Source organism: Aporhodopirellula rubra, assembly GCF_014192335.1.
GTDB lineage: Bacteria > Planctomycetota > Planctomycetia > Pirellulales > Pirellulaceae > Rhodopirellula > Rhodopirellula rubra.
The window spans coordinates 383,766-401,477 of sequence record NZ_JACHXU010000002.1 but is presented as its reverse complement, the minus strand read 5'-3'; the positions used below and the strand labels follow the sequence as shown (position 1 = coordinate 401,477).

Sequence of the window (17,712 nt, the reverse complement as noted above, 5' to 3'; positions counted from 1 at the left end):
ATCGCAATCGACTTCCAGGCGGAGGTGGACCTCGCACTCATTTGCGAAACGCCGCAACCGTTCGCGTCCACAACCTGTCGGCAACGACGGTCCCAATTGGCGGAATTGTGGGCTTCGAGTCACCACTGACTGATCCGACTGTCGGGCCGATGGAACTGGCCCGCTTCGTTCGCGACGCAACGATCCAGTGCGTGCGACCGACCGACGACGAACATACAGGTCGCGTTGGGGTCGCCATCGAACCGATCGCGGAAGACAAGGTCGGCCGCGTGGTGTTCGATGGCGTGGTGGCCGCGCGAGTCAACGTCGTCAAAACGTGGCACAAGTTTGCCGACGTTGGCGAATCGGCCGGTGACACACTGCAATCGAAACCGGATGGATCAGCGCAGATTCTGTGGCGACGAGACCTCAACCAACTCGGTGACCAATGGGCAGTCGTTCGGGTCGGACGGCCCGCTGACCCAGTTTACCTCGTTGAGGTTCCAAGCGGTGGCATCGCTGGCCGCCGGGGAATGCGGACGGGCAGCGCGGACTGCGACCTGTATCAACTCGACAAAGCGGGCGAGATCCAAGCGGTCACGGATCCGGATGGCGACACAGTACGAATCACCGCCCGGAATCACTCGGCGCAGCGTATTCGAGGGCCGATCGCCGATTCGCCCAAACAATACTTGGAAGTGCAGTTCGATGGTCAGCGATCTTGGGTGATCGACCCGCCGAAGCAAACGCTTCTATGCAAGCCAACGAAACGTATCAAAGCAAAATCGTGGGGAATGGCTCGCGAACTTCGGTTTGATGGCGGATGGAAACCGATTGGCCCTGCCGTCTCGGTTTACAACGTGTGCGATTACGCGTTGCTGGCCAGCCAACAGATCGTCTGCCATTTCCACGAAGACACGTCGGCGTACTTGACGATCGGTTGCCGTTGCTGCGATGGCAGCAGCAGTTCGAGCAGTTCATCAAGCTCCAGCAGTTCGTCGAGTTCAGGTTCCAGCAGCAGTTCTAGTAGCGATTCATCGTCCAGCAGTTCTTCGTCGTCGCCCTCGTCATCTTCATCCTCGTCATCGGGTAGCCCATCAAGTAGCAGTGGCTCGTCGAGTAGTTCGAGCATGAGCGGTTCAAGCTCATCGAGTATGTCGTCGAGTTCCAGCAGTTCCCCGTCGTCATCCAGCAGCAGTTCCTCTGGTTCTAGTTCGTCGAGTAGCGGATCGTCTTCCTCGTCGTCCGGCAGCCCATCGTCCTCATCAAGCAGTGGTTCGTCATCGAGCAGCAGTTCCGGCAGTTCATCGTCTTCATCAAAGTCATCTTCGAGCAGCGATTCATCCTCAAACTCGTCGTCATCCGACAGTAGCGATTCTTCCCTTAGTTCGTCCGCATCCAGCAGCAGCGATTCAAGCGACAGTTCAACGTCTTCATCAAGCAGCGTCAGCAGTAGTCAATCGAGCGATTCCTCGGACAGCAGCGATTCGAGCACATCGACAAGTTTGCCGAGCGTGAGCAGTTCATCCAGTTCCGACGGTTCCTCGTCTTCATTGAGTGATTCGTCAGACAGCTCGTCAAACTCACAATCGAGTGATTCATCCAACAGCGATTCGAGTGATTCGAGCACATCGATCAGTCTGCCCAGCATCAGCGGATCATCCAGCTCTGATGGGTCGTCGTCCGCATCGAGTGATTCCTCAAACAGTTCGTCCGATTCCAAGTCCAGCGACTCATCGACAAGCGAATCGAGTGATTCCAGCGAGTCGATCAGTCTGCCAAGCGTGTCTGGGTCCAGTTCATCGGCGAGTGATTCGTCCTCGAGCAACTCACAATCAAGCGATTCCGGTTCGTCGAGCGATTCGTCCACCTCGCAATCAAGCGAATCCGCCAGCACGCCATCCGTCAGCAGTTCGCAATCGTCCACATCCGAGAGTGCATCATCAACCAGCGAATCATCGAATTCAGAATCGAGCCAGTCCGAATCGAGCACATCCGAAAGTCAATCACGAAGCGAGTCAGACTCAGAGAGCTTGCCTTCGTACAGTTGGAATTCGTCGACAAGCAGCGATAGCGATTCTGAGTCGAGTGATTCCGAATCGGAATCCCAGTCGCAATCCGATTCAACATCGCAGTCGGTCAGCGATTCAGGTAGCGATTCCCAAAGCGAATCAAGCATCGACCGAAGTTCGGACTCACAAAGCTACTCAGCGAGTGCTTCGGCATCGTACTCGGACAGTGCCTCCGCCAGCGAAAGCCAAAGTGGTTCTGCATCAGGCAGCGGATCTGCTTCAGGCAGTGGTTCACGATCAGGCAGCATAAGTGCTTCCGCATCTGATAGCGGAAGTGGATCGGGTTCCGATTCACGATCAACAAGCACTTCAGATTCTGGCAGCGATTCGCGAAGCGAGGACTCGACAAGTGTGCTAACGTCATCAAGTGGCTCTGGCTCCGATTCGACTTCGCGGTCGACAAGCAACTCGGGTTCAGAAGGCTCCGACAGCGATCGTCCCAGCACTAGTGACGATCCGAGCATCGGCGATTCATCTGGCAGCGACAGCAATCAACCATCCGAAAGCAACGACTCGACATCCGACCCGGATCCACCCAGCGACGGCTCCGACCGACCCAGCGAAAGTGCATCCGATAGCAGCGACGGCTCCGATCGGCCGAGCGAAAGCGATTCAACTGAAGAACCTTCGGAAGACAGCAGCGGATCGAGTGAACCGTGCAACAGCACATGGATTTGGTCGTGTGGGTGGGAATTGGTTGACAGCGATTGTGAAGACCCCGGTGACCCACCCAGTTCGTCCGGTTCATTCGATGGAGCAGTAGCGGGGATGACAGCATGATGCATTGCCCTCATTTAACGCCCGACAACCAATGCGAAGTGGCCTGCCAACTCGCCGGTTGTCGCGTGCAAACCACGCCAGTCGCCTGCAACGCGTGCCAGACCAATGACAACCCATGCGCGATCAACGTTGTCACGATCGGCATGGCATTGGTCAACAAGAAACGCCGCAAACAAGATGTCACCGAGTTGGAAGCACTGCTTCGCAACTACATGCCGGACGACGACCTGATGCCGGCAACGCTGAAGATGAGCAGCTACCGGCCTGGCCCCGGCAACGAACTCAAGAAGATGATCGCCTGGTTTGCCAAGCCCAGCGAAACATGCAACTGCGAAACCCGTGTCGACACGATGAACGACTGGGGTGCCGTAGGTTGCCGCCGAAACATTGACACCATTGTCGATTGGTTACTCGAAGAAGCTCAAGCAAGAGGACTCCCGCATGGAAGGTTTACAGCAACAGTCGCCCGCAGTCTCGTCAAAACTGCCATCCGCAAGTACGAGCGAAAATTCCCCGAAGGGGCACCCGAACCAGACCAAGACGATCCGGAGGACGAATTCGATCGTTGAACGCTGCTTCTTGATGAATCTCGATCGCCGCGACGATCGACTGCAGGATTGGATGCGGCAGCTTCCCGAGCCGTGGCCGTTCCCCGAACCCGAACGGTTCGCCGCGATCGACGGCCGCCGCGTCGCAACGCCCCCGCAGTGGCGAGCAGGCAACGGAGCCTGGGGATGTTACCGATCGCATCTGCTGATTCTCGAAAAGTGCCTGCTCGAACACATCGACTCGTACGTCGTGTTTGAAGACGACGCAGGGTTTGGTGATGACTTCTGCGAAAGACTGCAACAATTCATCGCGGAACTGCCAGCCGACTGGGGCATGGCGTATCTCGGCGGCCAGCATCTTTACGCTGGCAAGAATCCGCCGCACAAGGTCAGCGAACACGTCTATCGCCCCTATAACGTGAATCGAACACACGCGTTCATGGTGCGCGGACGCGAGGCGATGAAGACGCTGTATCGCCATCTCACTTGGAACGACTGGCACACCAAGCATCACATCGACCATCACCTCGGTCGATTGATCCAGCGTCGCTATCAAGCGCTCGTCCAGGGAAAGAACATCCAAAAGGAATCCATCGCGGTCTACACGCCCGATCGCTGGCTCGTTGGACAGTTGCCGACCAAATCGAACATCTGCGGTCGCAAATGGAGTCAAACGCGATTCTTCAATGACGCCAAGAACGCTGACCATTCGGACGCACCGTTCTTTGCCGTGCTTGGTCCGCACCGCGCCGGCACGTCGTGCGTCGCGATGGTCATGCATCATCTGGGCGTTCACATGGGCAACCAACTCGGTGGCTACGAAGCGACTGGAGGCGGCGAGGCAGTCGGTCTGGCACAGCTTTGCGAAAAGGTGATGCGTTTCCCGGCGACCGAACCGAATGTTAGCGACGATCAACTGACTCAGATGCTTAAGTCGTGGATCGTCAGTCGCAAATCTGAAGCCAATCGCGACAAGACGGTCGCTGGAGCGAAGTATCCGCACCTGTGCCACTTCGTGAATCACCTTCACGCCGGACTGGGGGATTCACTGCGAATCATCTCCGTCGAACGAGACATCGAAGCGTCGATTCGCTCACTTCAGAACCGTAGCGAAAAGCATCGTGGCCAATGGTTCGCGGCAAACGACGAGGAGTGCGAAGTTCTGCAGCGAAGTCTTCGCGATCACCGAGACAACTTCATCGCCGAGCATCCCGACGTGCCAGTGTTCCGGATCGAGTTCGCCGAGTTGGTGACGTATCCCGAGGAAGTGATCGGCAATCTTGTCGAGTTTCTCGGCATCACGCCGACGCAGGATGAAATCCAGTCGGCGATCGAGCACGTCAATCCTGATCTCCGGAAGTTTGGGTGAGCAAAATGACGAAACAGATTTCAACCGCAGACATCACGTTCTGCATCAAGACGATTCACCGTCCGTGCTCCTGCCATCGTCTTGTCGAATCGCTGCGTGAGCACATTGCTAACCCAACGATCGTCGTCGTCGATGACGGGCGACCTGAACTACGTTTTAGCGAGAAGTATCCAGAAACCGCCAAGCATTGCACGATCATCAATCTGGATCGGCACGATGTGGGCGTTGGAGTCGGACGTAACGCAGCGATCGACGCATCGCACACGGAGTACATCTTTCTGCTCGACGACGATCACGTTGTCACGGCGGACTTTCACATCGACCGCGTTTGCGAGTACTTCGCCACGCATGAACTCGACATCCTCGCCGTCCGCCAAGGTGGAGGTGGTCGCCCCACGATGCTTTCGCCACTGATGAACGGAAAACGCATCTGGATGCACCGCGGTGAGAAGAAACGCATCGGCACCGTCGCGTGGTGCGACATGGTCAGCAACGCGTTTCTGGCTCGTAAGGAAACGATCGCGACGCTGCGTTGGGACGAAGCCCTTAAAACTTACGAGCATTGGGAGTTCTTCTATCGAGCGAGTCATCTCTCGAAGCTGCAGATCGCGGTCGCGACCGATTGTTCCGTCGTCCATGCCCACGTTGCCGGCACTGGCTACCGCGACCTGCGTGGCAGATCCAAGTTCCGAGCGATGGGGCTTCGTAAACACGGTTTCCATTCTTTGCGTTATCCAGGAGGTCAAATCGTCCGTGCGTAATCAAGCCACTTTCTGCATCAAGACGATTCATCGTCCGCATTGCTGTGCCGCACTCGTTCGCAGCATTCACGATCACTATGGCGAAAACCGTCCGCTGATCCACGTCCTCGATGATGGACAACCAGAACTGCGATTCTCGGCTGTGTGCCCCGACGAAGCCGCAATGGTCGACCGACTGATTGAGACCGAGTACGACATCGGTCTCTCCGCGGGTCGCAATCGGTTGCTCGATGCTGGCGACACACCGATCGTCATCTTCGCCGATGACGATCATCTCGTCACCAATCAAACGCGATTGCCTGATTTGATCGCGACGCTCAACAAACATCACGATCTTGATCTACTGGCGGCGCTCAGTAACAACGAGGAGCGTCCTCGAATGCTACGAGTCGACGGGAGAACTCTGCGGATCGCATTCGGCAGTTACAGGCAGCGGCGCTCGATTCGCTGGTGTCACTACGTCGGCAACTGCTTTGTTGCCTATCGCGACATCCTGCAGGCGATCCGCTGGGACGAATCGCTCAAGGTCGAAGAACACTGGGATTTCTTCTGGCGAGCGAAGATCGCCGGCATGAACGTCGCCGTTGATTTGAATCACTCATTCAGACATGAGCACGTCGACCCGCCAGGCTACGTTCGTCGTCGACCCGAGTATCTGGAAGCTGGACTTCGCAAACACGGATTGGAGAAGGTTGTATGGAAATGAAGCGAGTGATTGCCGTTCTCGACTTGCCACCGCGGCGAGCATCACAGAACGTGCGAGAAAGCTATGAGGCTGCCGCGAAACGATGGGGCGCGGAGGTGCTATGGATCGGCGAGCATCTGCAACCTGTGCATCCGTTTTGGCAGAAGATGTTTGTCTGCGATCACGTGCATCGAAAAGTCGGGTCGGCGCACGTGCTGCAACTCGACAACGACATGCTGATTCGATCGGATTGCCCTTCGCCATTTGATTTGCTGGCTCCGAACCAGTTTGGATTGGTCGCAGAGCGTCAGTCGGCGAACAACCGCATCGACAATGGTGGTTGGCAGCAGCGAGCACAAGAGATCTGGGCGAGGCGGTGCGCCGTGCGTCCCGCGCCGACTTGGTTGCATCCCAACGGAGGCCTTTATCTGTATGGCGCGGAAATGTATGGGCCGATGTTTGCTCGCATCATCCGGCATTTGATTCCAACCTGGGGAGCCAGCGACCAAGCCACTGACGAGTCGCTAATCATCAACCAGCTCTACAACGACCATCCTGGCTATATCACATTCCTGCCGCCCGATTTCAACGTCAGCATGGTCTACTCGCCAGCCTGGGCAACCAATCCGGTGATGCAATCCTATGTCTATCATTTCGTCGGCAGGTCGAAGGCTCTGCTTGGCGATTGTCGTTGGCAACGGCGGGATCCACCGGAGTTGCCATTTCCAGGCAACGGTCAAACGCAACAACTGATGCAGCAATGGCGTAACGATCCGCCAGCCGAATATGACATCGGTCCGATTTTTACACCGCAACTCGCCGCGAACTTGCTGGCTATCTATCCAGAATTGATTGTCATAGGCCAGTGGTCGGACGAACCAGCCCGATTGGATCGACGCATGCTCAGCCATACCGAAACTGGATCGTCGCACTTGGTGTTAACCCGTTTTCTGCTGCAGCTTGGAATCAACGCTCGACGTTTCCGCCTTCGCGTCAAGGAGGACGCCGATGCATCGCTACAACTTACCGGCACTTGAATACCACTTGGCACACGGTTGTAATTTGTCGTGCCAGCAGTGTTCACACTATTCAAACCACCGATTGGCCGGCAAGATTCCGACGATCGAGCAAGCCGATGCCGACTATCAGAAGTGGTCGAATCGCCTGAAGCCGACTCGGTTTGCGTTGCTCGGGGGCGAGCCACTGTTGAATCCCGCCATTCTGGAACATATCAAGCTCGCTAGGCAGCATTGGGACAGCGACTTGATGCTGGTATCCAACGGGTTTTTCCTGCATCGGTTTCCCGAGCTGCCGAAAGTACTCGTCGAAACGAGATGCCGACTCGAAGTCAGCCAGCACGGAACGCACGACGAATACGTCAAACGATTCCGCGACGTCAAACACCTCGTTTGGCGCTGGCGAGAACAGTTTCCCGGCATCTGCATCAAAATACGACAGTCGCATCGCGGCTGGATGCGGCAATACATGGTGGCCAACGGTAAACCAATGCCGTTCAGCTCAAGGCCGGACGCCGCGTTCAAAGTCTGCATGCAGAAAACTTGCACACAGCTTCATGAAGGCAGGCTTTGGAAATGTCCCGCACTGGCCTACTTCGCCAAGCTCGAATCCAAACTGCGTTTGCATGATCTGCCGCAGTGGCAACTTTTCCGCGACTACCAAGCGTGTTCGCACGAAGCCACTGACAGTGAATTGCAAACGTTCCTCGAAACCAAATCCATTCCGCAGTGCGGCTTGTGCCCCAGCAAACGCACTGCATTCTCCCATCCCAATCCTTTGCAACGGAGTGCCCTGCAATGACGTATCCTTCCGACTATCCCGAAATGCCGCCGTATCCCTTCGTGCCGCCCTTTGATCCGCCTGGTAGCGAACCGCCCTACGATCCCGAGGAAGACGACGATGGGCCAATCATCCTCACACCGCCGCCGTTGCCGCCACCACCGGTGTGGCCCGACGACTATCCGCCTGGGACGCCCGATCCAGGCCCACGTCCGCCGTGGTGGCCCGACGATTACCCTTGGCCGCCTCCACCCGAAGAACCGGTTGTGATCGAGTCACCGCCGCCGATTCACGTTTGGCCGCGACTGCCGCCGGACCATCCCTATCACGTTCCGCCTGGCTACTCGGCTCCCGACAACTTGCCACCGGGTCACCCCGGCGAAGCCTATCCTGGAATGCCCGATTATCCCGTCGTCCATCCCGGCGATTGGGGAGACGATTGGCCGAGCTATCCAGGCATTCTCGACGACTGGCCATCGAGCGATGGTGGCAGCGAATAGCGATACCCGACCGAGGCAACAAACAAAACGCCGACGTCCCAAATTGGGGCGTCGGCGTTTTTGCATTCTAGGTCCAACGGTTCGGTGTTACGATGCCATCGACGAGCAGCTTTCGTGGCATTTGCGGCAGCACTCGACGCACTTGTCCATGTTGCCGACTTTCTCGCAACTGTCCGCACAGGCTTTGCAGATTTCTGCGCAGGCTTTGCAATAGTGGGCATGATGATCGCTGTTGCGACTCATGAAGTCGACGCAGGCGGCACAAGCGGCGATGCAGTCGAGCATCAGCTTGACGTGATTCTGGCCGACGTGGTCGCCGCCTTCGGATAGACAGTGGCTGGTAAGCATGTCAGCGCAGGTCGTTTGGCATTCTTGGCAGTTTTCGATGCACTCTTTCATGGATGCGGTTGCAGTACTCATTCGTTTCTCCTTTTGAAATTGTCGATGCGGCCCCGTTGCCGCTGCATTAGCGGTATGCAACTTGCATACCACTATGGGGTATATTGGAGAATGACTTTTTGACAGCCTGGAGAAATCATGGACCACGCCAACAAACACGAGACTTCATTGCCGGTCGCCGATCCGTCAGTGCAAATTGATCCGGTTTGCGGCATGAAGGTGCCTGCAGACAGTCCCCGTTCGGTGGATTTCGAGGGCAAACACTATGTTTTTTGTAGCGATGGTTGCCTGAAAAAATTTCAAGATGATCCGGCGGGCGTGCTGGCAAAGCGATCGCAAAAGGAGGCATCGAGCGGTTCGTCTTGTTGCGGTGGAGAAACGGCGATTCAGATCGGAGAACCCCCGACCGCGTCTTCGTGCTGCGGTGGTCACTCATCGACCAAGGCGAGCGATTCTCCGGCAGACCCGACTGCGATTTACACCTGTCCCATGCATCCGGAGATCGAGCAGGTTGGCCCTGGCGATTGCCCAATCTGCGGGATGGATTTAGAGCCGAAGGTCGTCTCGTTGGCTGACGAAGGTGAAGACAAGCAGTACGCCGACATGAAACGCCGATTTTGGATGGGCGTCGCGTTGTCGGTGCCACTGCTCGTGATCGCGATGGGGCCGATGGTGGGTTTGCGGGTCGCCGATTGGATGAGCCAAGCGGTGTTTGGTTGGTTGCAATTGGCTCTTGCGACGCCGGTCGTGTTTTGGTGCGGGTGGCCGTTGTTGGTTCGCGGAGCCAAGTCGTTTCGCACGATGAACCTGAACATGTTTTCGCTGATCGCGCTGGGAACCTTGGCTGCGTACTTGTTCAGCTTGGTCGTGGTGCTGCTTCCGGGTGTGATCCCAGAAGCCTTCTTCGAGAACGGTGTGCCACCTCTGTATTTTGAAGCGGCAGCGGTGATCATCACCTTGGTGTTGCTCGGACAAGTGTTGGAACTGCGAGCACGTCAGCAGACTGGCGGTGCGATTCGCGAACTCATGAAACTTGCTCCCGATACGGCACACCGAATCACAGACGATGGCGAGGAAGACGTCTCGCTAGATTCAGTACACAAGGGTGATCGGTTACGAGTTCGCCCTGGTGAGAAGGTTCCAGTCGATGGGAAAGTGCTTAGCGGGTCGAGCAGCGTCGATGAGTCGATGTTGACAGGCGAGCCGATGCCTGTGAAGAAGGTCGAGGGCGACGAAATCACCGGCGGAACGTTGAATCAGACCGGTGCACTTGTGATGGAAGCCGTCGGCGTCGGCGGAGACACGGTTCTCAACCGCATCGTGCAAATGGTTGCGGACGCTCAGCGAAGTCGTGCGCCGATTCAGAAACTAGTCGATGTGGTCGCTCGATACTTTGTGCCAGCGGTGATCGTTTGTTCGATTCTCGCGTTCATCGGATGGGCGGTGTTTGGTCCGCAGCCGCAACTGGCTCATGCGTTCGTAGCGGCCGTTGCAGTACTGATCATTGCGTGTCCTTGTGCATTGGGGCTGGCGACGCCGATGTCGGTAATGGTGGGCGTGGGCCGCGGTGCAAAGGAAGGCGTGCTGATCAAGAACGCAGAAGTCCTTGAGGTCATGGAGAAAGTCGACACAATCGTCGTCGACAAGACTGGCACACTCACGCAAGGACGGCCGGAAGTGACTGGCGTCGAGACGTTTGGTGATTGGAATGATAACGATGTGTTGACATTGGCTGCCGCGGTTGAAACACAGAGCGAACATCCGTTGGCTCAGGCGGTCGTTCGCCGAGCGAAGGCGGATCAGTTGCAGGTTGTTGAGGCAAGTGAATTTAACAGTATCACCGGTGGCGGAGTTCGAGCTCGCGTCGATGATCATGATGTGTTGATTGGCAAGGCTGACTTGTTGGACGAACAAGGCATCGAGGGAGTCGATGCGGGAAGGGAAAAAGCGGGATTGCATCAGGCCGAAGGAGCGACGGTTGTGTTCGTGGCGATCGACAACAAGCTGGCAGCTATTCTCGCAATCACTGACCCGATCAAGCAAAGCACGCCCGCGGCCTTGAAGACGTTGCACGAACTCGGATTGAAGGTGGTGATGTTAACTGGCGACGCTGAACCGACCGCGAAAGCAGTCGCATCAAGGCTGGGTATCGACGAGTTTCATGCTGGGGTTTCGCCTGAGGAAAAGCATGACTTTGTTCGCGAGTTGAAGAAGGAGGGCAAGACGGTGGCGATGTGTGGGGATGGGATCAATGACGCTCCTGCACTTGCCGAAGCGAATGTTGGGATCGCCATGGGCACGGGGACAGGCGTTGCGATTGAATCTGCGGGTGTCACGCTCGTCGGTGGCGATCTCCGCGGCGTGGCTGCGGCTGCTAACTTGAGCCGAAAAACGATGAGTAACATTCGCCAGAACTTGTTCTTCGCTTTCATCTACAACGCACTGGGTATCCCGGTCGCGGCTGGGTTACTCTATCCGTTCTTCGGCGTCTTGCTCAGCCCCATGATTGCAGCGGCAGCGATGAGTTTTAGCAGTGTGTCCGTGATCGCAAACGCGCTGAGACTTCGTGCAGCCAAACTCGCATAAACTGTGGCAAAGTAGGCTTTCGCTTGTTGCGGAGCCAATCGAGACCCATCTAACGACGATCGACCTATCACGCTAAAATCGGGCTTCTTGAAAAGCCAGCCTATCCAAAGTTCTCACGAATGCTCTCAGACGACGAGAAAAAGAAGCTTAACAACCGACTTCGACGTGTCATCGGACAAGTTGAAGCGGTTGGTCGTATGATCGAGGACGAGGAGTACTGCGTCGATATCCTGATGCAGTTGTCCGCCGCGACCGGGGCATTGAACAAAGTCGGCCAGATTGTTCTGGAACAACACATCCGAACCTGCGTTAGCGATGCGATCAAGAGCGGAAATGCCAAGGAACGTGACGAGAAGATCGAAGAGTTGATGACTGTTTTTCGGAAATACGGCGAGTGAAGAACTAGCGTGATGAATTGGTTCCTTACTGCTGGCGGGTTTCTGTTGACTTGCCTTGGAGTCGGGGAAACCTTCATGGCAGTTCTCCATCCACGGGCAACGGTTGGCCCGATCACAAAAGTCATCAATCGTGGGTTTCACTTTTTAGTCCGAACGCGAACATTCGCTCATCCGCGAGTTCTGGTTCACTGCGGCCCAGCATTAATCGTGATGCAAGTGTTGTGTTGGGCGACGCTGCTATTGATTGGGATCAGTCTGATCGTTTGGCCTCAACTCGGTACGGGAATCACGGCGACCGGATCGACTCCGACGGATACGGATTTTGCATCCGCGGTGTATTATTCTGGGTTCACCATCACCACGTTGGGTGTGGGCGACTTGGTTCCCCGAACGCCAACGATGCAGTTCTTGACCATCACTGCTGCCGGCTTGGGGTTCAGCTTCTTCACGCTCGTGCTTGCCTACGTCATCTCCGTCTATTCGACACTGGCCCGTCGCAACCAGTTTGCCAACGAAATTGAGTATCGCACGGGACGAACCGGAGACAGCCTTGGCTATTTGCGAGCATATCTGTCCGACAGCGATCCTTCATTGGTCAACCAGGACCTTTACACGTTGTCGTCGAACATGGCGGAGTTATTGGAATCGCATCATTTCTATCCGGTACTGCATTACTTTCGGTTCGGGGAACCGCGGTACGCCATGAGCCGCATGCTGAGATTCTGTTTGGAGGTATCTTCGATGATGCGAGCGGCGCGACAGGTCGATGGGTACAAGCCCACCGCTAGCGTTGAGGCCGTCGATCGGCTTTGGCACGCCAGCATGCAGATGCTAGAGGAGACCAAGCGGCATTTCGTAATCTGTCACTCGACGCACGACGATCCCGATCCGCGACTGGCGATCGAGATTTCGCAGTCGATTGGCGATTCTGATGACCTAGCGAGCCAATTACAGGCTGCCTTCGTCGATCAGCAATCCGCGTGGCTTCACGACCTGAACGCACTGGCTGTTTGCACCAGAAGCGAATCCGCAAAAGAATCCTAGAATCTTTTTTGCGAAGTCGTGAAGAAACGTCGGGGCCGTGCATCCAAAGAGCATCAAAGAAGAGATTCCTTAGTGCGAATCCTTTGAATGCTCTTGGAAATGCCTGCTATGAACCGCCGCCACACCAACTCTGCCGCTCGACTACTTGCTGCTTTTGCAGTGATCGCGGTGCTGTTGGCATCTTCGCCGGCTGCTTGGGCAGGGTCACATCCCGCCAAGCCTTGCCCACATCTGTGCTGCCAGTCGCAGCCGGTTGGGCACAGTTGCTGTGACGGTGAGCCGTCGCACGATTGCCCTGCAATGGCGTCCTGCGTTACGAAGGTTTGGCTGCCGCCGCGAACGTCTAGCGACGATCCGACGCCTCGCGGTTTGAATCGCAGCGACTTTTCGCGGATCACTTGGAAGACTGACTCGGTCTCTCTCGGCCGGCCGGTTTCGATTGTCCGCCCCCACTCTTTGGTTGATTGGAACGTTCGTCTTCAGATTTAGCGGTTGATTCTGCTTCGATTTTGCGAAGCCAGACCCAATCCAAAAATGAAGATGTATCTGTTTCCCAATCGGTGCATGTCGATGTCGGCTGCGCCATCAATCCTGGAGTTTCCAAAATGTTAGCGACCGTATTCTCTGCTGTTTTGTTTGCCGTTTCGTTCGTCCCTAGCAACGTTGACGCCACCGCCTCGGCCGAACCGACGTGTTGTGCCAAGCATGCGTACTGCTGCACGGTTCACGCGGCATGCTGTGGCAAACATGCTGAAGGCAAAGCGGCCACGGACGAAGTGTCGAGTACAACTTCTCAACCCACGTGCTGTGCCAAGCGTGCGTATTGCTGCTCGGTGAACGCACGATGCTGCGGCAAGCACGCTGAAACGAAAGCGGCGACCGGCGATGTCGCCAGTACCACAGGCCAACCGACCTGTTGTGCAAAGCGAGCGTACTGCTGCAGCGTTGGCGCTGCGTGCTGCGGCAAAGGATCGACAAGTCCCACGGAAGTCGAATCTGCTGAACTCAGCTAATCGCTTCTGATCCCGTTCGATCCCTGTCAGCCGGGCGAGCCTGAAAACTCGTCCGGCTTCTTTGTTTAAGGTGCCATGATGGACACATTCAAACACCGATGGCATCAGTTGCCGATCAGCCGGCAACTGCTGGTCCTCGTCAATGCAATTCTTTTTGGGTTTGTCGTTTCGTTTCTTGTCGTTGACTACCGCCTGCGGATGGATCGGCATTTGAACGAGAAGCAGATCGCGTTGACCGAAGAAGCGAAAACGATGTACGAGTCGTTGCTGGTCGCTGAAGCCCATGGCGGCGAGGCGATTCAAGATTTGGTTGACAACGTATGTGCTCGAATGAACACAGACGATTCGCCCGGTCACCATATTGCTGCGGATTGGCGAGGGCTGCCGTACCAAGCGATCTCGCATGGGCATGCTTCCGACGAAATGCTCTCTGCCATGCGTTCGGCAACTGATTCAATAGGCACCGAAGCAACAGCCACCGGTTCGCTCGTTGTCGGGAGTTTCACTGGACCAGCGGGTACTGTTTACATTTCCGAGAAACGTTCAGCCGTTGCGGGCGCAACACGCCGCTCATTGCTGATCCAGATGCTTGCCGTCTTGTTGCTGGGAGCGATTGCAGCCTTCGTGGTCAGCGCGGTGCTGCGGCAATTGATTGCCAAACCGATCCAAGGCTTCGTTTCGGCGTTACAAAGTGTTGCGTCTGGGGACTTGAGCGTGATGGCACGCACTAGAAGCTGTCGAGAGCTTAGTTATCTTGCCGACCAGATCAATGCAATGACTGAGGCGTTGGATCACGCTCAGCGTGACCACCGCGTTCACATGGAAAAGGCACGCCAGATTCAACAGAACTTACGCCCGGCAGTGAATGGACTGGTTGGAATCGACGTCGCCGAATTGTTTGAGCCGGCCGACGATGTTGGCGGTGACTACTACGACGTGATTCCATTGTCCGATGGACGCTATCTACTTTGCGTCGCCGATGTTTCGGGACATGGCGTTCCAGCCGCGATGGCGGCGACGTTGTTGAAGGCGTTCGTTTCGGAAGCGGCAAAGAAGTCGTCCAGCCCCGCTGTAATACTGACAGATGTCAATCAACGTTACTGTGAGTATGTAATGATGGGACATTTTGCGACCATGGCGATACTGGTCGTTGACCCTAAAAGAAGGCAACTGACCTACGCCAATGCTGGCCACGAGTTTCCGTTCTTGCAGATAGGACGCGACACGCCTGTGCGATTGAACGTGGGCGATCTGATCTTGGGCGTTGAGGACGATACGCACTATGACGAAGAAACCATTCCACTAGGCGATTCGGCTCGCTTAGTCATCGTCAGCGACGGAGTGACTGAAGCGTTCGACCCAAGTGATGAGCAATACGGCACCGAACGAATTGAACATTTGTTGGATTCCGTCCAGAGCTGCAATGCTCGTGAACTTGTTGAATCGTTTGAGTCATCCATCGAAGCGTTTCGCAAGGGCCGAAAGGCTTTCGATGACACAACGCTATTGGTGGCACAATTAACTTGATTAGGCCGCAGTATCGTCGCCGACATACCGTCCGATTGTGAATCCAATTTCGTTTGGCAATGTCGGGTACTTTGCTCGGCATAGTGGGCCAAGCCGAAAAAGTGATGCTTGGGCGACGTTTTGGAAACCCATGCGGTCGACTGCTTTCAATGCTCGTTGGTTGGAGCCTTCGGTGGTTAGCACCAGCGTTTGGATTCCATCGGTTTGCAATTGATCGGCCATTTGGCTCATGATTGCTGCGTAAAAGCGACGTCCTCGGTAGGCGGGCAAGACCAGCACTTGAAATACGAACGCGGCATCGTCGGAGAGTTGGATTGGCAGACCAGTTTCGGGCTTGCCGTCGTGGTTCATCTGGCCGGGAATGTCTCCGAAGGCGACCCAAGCGAATCCGGCGAGCGAATTGGCTTGGAACGCTGTGAAGCACCGGGCATGCCCAGCATCTAGCATCTCTAAGTCACGTTCTGGGATTTGATATTCCAGTGCGTGTGCGTGCGAGCGAAGGCGATCGGAGGAACACGAGTCGATCGTGTATCCATCGGGGATGGGTGTTCGCGGCATCTGGTCGATCGGCGATTGATAGAATTGACAGATGTTTGCAACCGCTAATCGCCGCATCGCTCGATACGGCAACCACCGTAGTGAGCGTGAAGATGTTATATGCACAGTGGGAATCCGCCAGCGTTAGTGGCAGCAGCTTCCGCCGCCCGACGAAGAGCGGGGCGATGCTGAAGTGGAAGCAGCGGAGAACGAGGTTGCTACCGGCGGTTGATAGTCAGAATCGAGGTCGACCGCCGTGTCATATTGAATGTTGGCAGCGGCCTGTTCGGCGTATTGCTGAGCGGTCATGGCCGGCTCGTCCTTTCGATTGCCAACCCAGGGCAGCGATTGGCATCCGGCAGACAGCGAGAGAGTGCAGATGAGCGCAGCGGTGGCGCAGGATTTCCATAGCGATTTCATGACGACTTCCTTGTCGTAAGCCAAAAACGAAAAAGGCAGGGACGGCGTGGTGACGTCATCACTTGCGTGAATCAGACGCGACACCGCCCCCGCGTGAGTCAGAGGGGAAGCGAGGATCCAACTTGCAAACTCGCTCCCGAGTGGATTAGCGAATTACGGGAGCTTCGACTCCTTGTGACTTCAAAACAGCCAACCACTTTTGCGGATCGGCGGTGATTTTCTTTGCGCAACCGGGGCAGCAGATGTAGATCGCTTTGCCGGCCGCGTTGACCTTGTACGGTCCCCCCATCGCATCGAGCGGTTCGTCCATCACGGGGCATTTCTTCTGGGCAGCGATAAATGGAACATCGGCAGAAACTACTTTGAAAATGCCGTCGCGTACTTGCTCGGTTCCGGCGGGGACGGACGCTTGATCGCCGTTCCCATAAACCATGGCGAGGTACTTCGCTGGTTCAGCTTGAATCTTTTTGATGCAACCTTTGCAGCACAGATAAATCGGCTTGTCACCAACCATCACCTTGATCGGTGTGCCCATGCCACCGAGAGGCTCATCCATCACGGGACAGACCTTTTGGGCGGCAATCGCAGCAGCGTCGGCTTGTGTCGCTGTGGTCACCGTGATTTGCGGGCGACCAGCAGCATACTTAGCCGGGTCTGACTTGACCGCGTTCACACAGCCGGCACAGCAGACGTAGAGCTTTTGGCCATTCACATCGAGGGCGACCGGATCACCCATGCTGCCAAGCGGTTTACCGCTAACAGGACAAATCTTCTGGCGTGCGATCGCGGCGGCGGCCAGTTGTTGCTCGCTGGCGGGAACCGTGGCGACTTCGTTAAAGCTCACGGTGTTGTTGGTGATGCCGACCAATTGAATGTCGACGTCGATTTGTCGGCCAGCGAGTTGCGACAAGTTCACGGGAGCGGTCAGAGAACCTTTTCCATCGGGCAGCAAGTCATAGCGATAACGTTTCGCGTTGCCCTCGACTCGTACCGAGACAGCACCGCGTCCACGATCGACCGAGACAGGCTGGCCCGCGCGATCGTAGACGAACATTTGAAGCCCGCCTTGGGAAACAATTGTTTCGATTTGCAGGTTGCCGGTTTGCTTTAAGGTGCCGCCATGCGGCCCCGCCTGGGTGACTTCGCGAGCCTGCGTCATGCCGGGCATCGCGTGGTTGTGGCCGGCGTGATTGTGCTGTGATTGGATGGTTTGCCCAAACACCGTCGATGCGGACATCGCGAGCGAGCAAGCGGTGATGATGAGTGTTCGTTTCATGGGAGAACTCCGTTGTGAAAG

At 56.1% G+C, this 17,712-nt stretch carries 22 protein-coding genes; 13 read left to right on the top strand and 9 right to left on the bottom strand.

Annotated elements, in window-relative coordinates:
- Positions 1 to 380: 380 nt before the first annotated feature.
- The 5 genes from FHS27_RS04065 to FHS27_RS04050 form a co-directional block, all read right to left on the bottom strand.
- The gene (locus FHS27_RS04065; RefSeq protein ID WP_184301989.1) at positions 381 to 725 is read right to left on the bottom strand and encodes a hypothetical protein; all 345 of its coding nucleotides are present in this window, start codon (positions 723 to 725) and stop codon (positions 381 to 383) included.
- Positions 726 to 847: 122 nt separating this feature from the next.
- The gene (locus FHS27_RS04060) at positions 848 to 1,111 is read right to left on the bottom strand and encodes a hypothetical protein (RefSeq protein ID WP_184301987.1); all 264 of its coding nucleotides are present in this window, start codon (positions 1,109 to 1,111) and stop codon (positions 848 to 850) included.
- 324 nt (positions 1,112 to 1,435) lie between these two features.
- Positions 1,436 to 1,972: a hypothetical protein gene (locus FHS27_RS04055; RefSeq protein ID WP_246419071.1), complete on the bottom strand. Its 537-nt coding sequence runs from the start codon at positions 1,970 to 1,972 to the stop codon at positions 1,436 to 1,438.
- Positions 1,973 to 1,981: 9 nt separating this feature from the next.
- Positions 1,982 to 2,158 carry a hypothetical protein gene (locus FHS27_RS30955; RefSeq protein WP_246419069.1) on the bottom strand — a complete coding sequence of 59 codons (177 nt, stop codon included), beginning with the start codon at positions 2,156 to 2,158 and terminating at the stop codon, positions 1,982 to 1,984.
- 24 nt (positions 2,159 to 2,182) lie between these two features.
- Positions 2,183 to 2,542, bottom strand: coding sequence for a hypothetical protein (locus FHS27_RS04050; protein ID WP_184301985.1), 360 nt, complete (start codon positions 2,540 to 2,542; stop codon positions 2,183 to 2,185).
- 285 nt (positions 2,543 to 2,827) lie between these two features.
- On the opposite strand from FHS27_RS04050, the gene FHS27_RS04045 reads away from it, so the two are divergent.
- Genes FHS27_RS04045 through FHS27_RS04015 form a run of 7 tightly spaced genes read left to right on the top strand, consistent with a single transcriptional unit; the run spans position 2,828 to position 8,491 of the window.
- Positions 2,828 to 3,400 carry a hypothetical protein gene (locus tag FHS27_RS04045; protein WP_184301982.1) on the top strand — a complete coding sequence of 191 codons (573 nt, stop codon included), beginning with the start codon at positions 2,828 to 2,830 and terminating at the stop codon, positions 3,398 to 3,400.
- A 13-nt stretch (positions 3,401 to 3,413) separates the two neighbouring features.
- On the top strand, positions 3,414 to 4,748 hold the full coding sequence (locus FHS27_RS04040) for a glycosyltransferase family 25 protein (protein WP_184301980.1): 1,335 nt from the start codon (positions 3,414 to 3,416) through the stop codon (positions 4,746 to 4,748).
- A gap of 5 nt (positions 4,749 to 4,753) precedes the next feature.
- Positions 4,754 to 5,509 carry a glycosyltransferase family 2 protein gene (locus FHS27_RS04035; RefSeq protein WP_221224857.1) on the top strand — a complete coding sequence of 252 codons (756 nt, stop codon included), beginning with the start codon at positions 4,754 to 4,756 and terminating at the stop codon, positions 5,507 to 5,509.
- Positions 5,502 to 6,215 (top strand): glycosyltransferase family 2 protein, encoded by a 714-nt coding sequence (locus tag FHS27_RS04030; protein WP_184301976.1) that lies wholly within the window; start codon positions 5,502 to 5,504, stop codon positions 6,213 to 6,215. Before FHS27_RS04035 ends, FHS27_RS04030 begins: the two co-directional genes overlap by 8 nt.
- Positions 6,206 to 7,231 (top strand): hypothetical protein, encoded by a 1,026-nt coding sequence (locus FHS27_RS04025; RefSeq protein WP_184301974.1) that lies wholly within the window; start codon positions 6,206 to 6,208, stop codon positions 7,229 to 7,231. The genes FHS27_RS04030 and FHS27_RS04025 overlap by 10 nt, the downstream gene beginning before the upstream one ends.
- Complete coding sequence (locus tag FHS27_RS04020; RefSeq protein WP_184301971.1) at positions 7,203 to 8,012, top strand: radical SAM protein; 810 nt, start codon at positions 7,203 to 7,205, stop codon at positions 8,010 to 8,012. Before FHS27_RS04025 ends, FHS27_RS04020 begins: the two co-directional genes overlap by 29 nt.
- Positions 8,009 to 8,491: a hypothetical protein gene (locus FHS27_RS04015; protein ID WP_184301969.1), complete on the top strand. Its 483-nt coding sequence runs from the start codon at positions 8,009 to 8,011 to the stop codon at positions 8,489 to 8,491. Before FHS27_RS04020 ends, FHS27_RS04015 begins: the two co-directional genes overlap by 4 nt.
- 87 nt (positions 8,492 to 8,578) lie before the next feature.
- Here FHS27_RS04015 and FHS27_RS04010 read toward each other — a convergent pair whose 3' ends face one another.
- Positions 8,579 to 8,911 carry a four-helix bundle copper-binding protein gene (locus tag FHS27_RS04010; protein ID WP_184301967.1) on the bottom strand — a complete coding sequence of 111 codons (333 nt, stop codon included), beginning with the start codon at positions 8,909 to 8,911 and terminating at the stop codon, positions 8,579 to 8,581.
- A gap of 117 nt (positions 8,912 to 9,028) precedes the next feature.
- Here FHS27_RS04010 and FHS27_RS04005 point away from each other — a divergent pair, with 117 nt between their 5' ends.
- From FHS27_RS04005 to FHS27_RS03985, 6 genes are all read left to right on the top strand, one after another.
- Positions 9,029 to 11,476 (top strand): heavy metal translocating P-type ATPase, encoded by a 2,448-nt coding sequence (locus tag FHS27_RS04005; RefSeq protein WP_184301965.1) that lies wholly within the window; start codon positions 9,029 to 9,031, stop codon positions 11,474 to 11,476.
- Positions 11,477 to 11,595: 119 nt separating this feature from the next.
- Positions 11,596 to 11,874, top strand: a complete 279-nt coding sequence (locus FHS27_RS04000; RefSeq protein WP_184301962.1) for a metal-sensitive transcriptional regulator — start codon at positions 11,596 to 11,598, stop codon at positions 11,872 to 11,874.
- 75 nt (positions 11,875 to 11,949) lie between these two features.
- The gene (locus FHS27_RS03995; protein ID WP_184301959.1) at positions 11,950 to 12,918 is read left to right on the top strand and encodes a potassium channel family protein; all 969 of its coding nucleotides are present in this window, start codon (positions 11,950 to 11,952) and stop codon (positions 12,916 to 12,918) included.
- Positions 12,919 to 13,026: 108 nt separating this feature from the next.
- Positions 13,027 to 13,407, top strand: a complete 381-nt coding sequence (locus FHS27_RS30725; protein ID WP_246419067.1) for a hypothetical protein — start codon at positions 13,027 to 13,029, stop codon at positions 13,405 to 13,407.
- Between the two features lie 116 nt (positions 13,408 to 13,523).
- A complete protein-coding gene (locus FHS27_RS03990; protein WP_184301956.1) occupies positions 13,524 to 13,931 on the top strand; it encodes a hypothetical protein in 408 nt (135 codons plus the stop codon).
- Positions 13,932 to 14,009: 78 nt separating this feature from the next.
- Positions 14,010 to 15,458: a PP2C family protein-serine/threonine phosphatase gene (locus FHS27_RS03985; protein WP_184301953.1), complete on the top strand. Its 1,449-nt coding sequence runs from the start codon at positions 14,010 to 14,012 to the stop codon at positions 15,456 to 15,458.
- Here FHS27_RS03985 and FHS27_RS03980 read toward each other — a convergent pair whose 3' ends face one another.
- The 3 genes from FHS27_RS03980 to FHS27_RS30950 form a co-directional block, all read right to left on the bottom strand.
- Positions 15,459 to 16,016, bottom strand: coding sequence for a GNAT family N-acetyltransferase (locus FHS27_RS03980; RefSeq protein WP_246419065.1), 558 nt, complete (start codon positions 16,014 to 16,016; stop codon positions 15,459 to 15,461).
- 123 nt (positions 16,017 to 16,139) lie between these two features.
- Positions 16,140 to 16,415: a hypothetical protein gene (locus FHS27_RS03975; protein WP_221224888.1), complete on the bottom strand. Its 276-nt coding sequence runs from the start codon at positions 16,413 to 16,415 to the stop codon at positions 16,140 to 16,142.
- A 145-nt stretch (positions 16,416 to 16,560) separates the two neighbouring features.
- A complete protein-coding gene (locus FHS27_RS30950) occupies positions 16,561 to 17,691 on the bottom strand; it encodes a hypothetical protein (protein WP_246419063.1) in 1,131 nt (376 codons plus the stop codon).
- Positions 17,692 to 17,712 lie beyond the last annotated feature (21 nt).

Excerpts from the sequence above, each read along its gene's own strand:
- FHS27_RS04060 (WP_184301987.1), bottom strand. The coding sequence starts at position 1,111 with ATGCTCGAACTACTCGACGAGCCACTGCTACTTGATGGGCTACCCGAT.
- FHS27_RS30955 (WP_246419069.1), bottom strand. The coding sequence starts at position 2,158 with ATGCTTGATTCGCTTTGGGAATCGCTACCTGAATCGCTGACCGACTGC.
- FHS27_RS04045 (WP_184301982.1), top strand. The coding sequence starts at position 2,828 with ATGATGCATTGCCCTCATTTAACGCCCGACAACCAATGCGAAGTGGCC.
- FHS27_RS04040 (WP_184301980.1), top strand. The coding sequence starts at position 3,414 with ATGAATCTCGATCGCCGCGACGATCGACTGCAGGATTGGATGCGGCAG.
- FHS27_RS04035 (WP_221224857.1), top strand. The coding sequence starts at position 4,754 with ATGACGAAACAGATTTCAACCGCAGACATCACGTTCTGCATCAAGACG.
- FHS27_RS04025 (WP_184301974.1), top strand. The coding sequence starts at position 6,206 with ATGGAAATGAAGCGAGTGATTGCCGTTCTCGACTTGCCACCGCGGCGA.
- FHS27_RS04020 (WP_184301971.1), top strand. The coding sequence starts at position 7,203 with ATGCATCGCTACAACTTACCGGCACTTGAATACCACTTGGCACACGGT.
- FHS27_RS04015 (WP_184301969.1), top strand. The coding sequence starts at position 8,009 with ATGACGTATCCTTCCGACTATCCCGAAATGCCGCCGTATCCCTTCGTG.
- FHS27_RS04010 (WP_184301967.1), bottom strand. The coding sequence starts at position 8,911 with ATGAGTACTGCAACCGCATCCATGAAAGAGTGCATCGAAAACTGCCAA.
- FHS27_RS04005 (WP_184301965.1), top strand. The coding sequence starts at position 9,029 with ATGGACCACGCCAACAAACACGAGACTTCATTGCCGGTCGCCGATCCG.
- FHS27_RS04000 (WP_184301962.1), top strand. The coding sequence starts at position 11,596 with ATGCTCTCAGACGACGAGAAAAAGAAGCTTAACAACCGACTTCGACGT.
- FHS27_RS03995 (WP_184301959.1), top strand. The coding sequence starts at position 11,950 with ATGGCAGTTCTCCATCCACGGGCAACGGTTGGCCCGATCACAAAAGTC.
- FHS27_RS30725 (WP_246419067.1), top strand. The coding sequence starts at position 13,027 with ATGAACCGCCGCCACACCAACTCTGCCGCTCGACTACTTGCTGCTTTT.
- FHS27_RS03990 (WP_184301956.1), top strand. The coding sequence starts at position 13,524 with ATGTTAGCGACCGTATTCTCTGCTGTTTTGTTTGCCGTTTCGTTCGTC.
- FHS27_RS03985 (WP_184301953.1), top strand. The coding sequence starts at position 14,010 with ATGGACACATTCAAACACCGATGGCATCAGTTGCCGATCAGCCGGCAA.
- FHS27_RS03980 (WP_246419065.1), bottom strand. The coding sequence starts at position 16,016 with ATGCCGCGAACACCCATCCCCGATGGATACACGATCGACTCGTGTTCC.
- FHS27_RS03975 (WP_221224888.1), bottom strand. The coding sequence starts at position 16,415 with ATGAAATCGCTATGGAAATCCTGCGCCACCGCTGCGCTCATCTGCACT.
- FHS27_RS30950 (WP_246419063.1), bottom strand. The coding sequence starts at position 17,691 with ATGAAACGAACACTCATCATCACCGCTTGCTCGCTCGCGATGTCCGCA.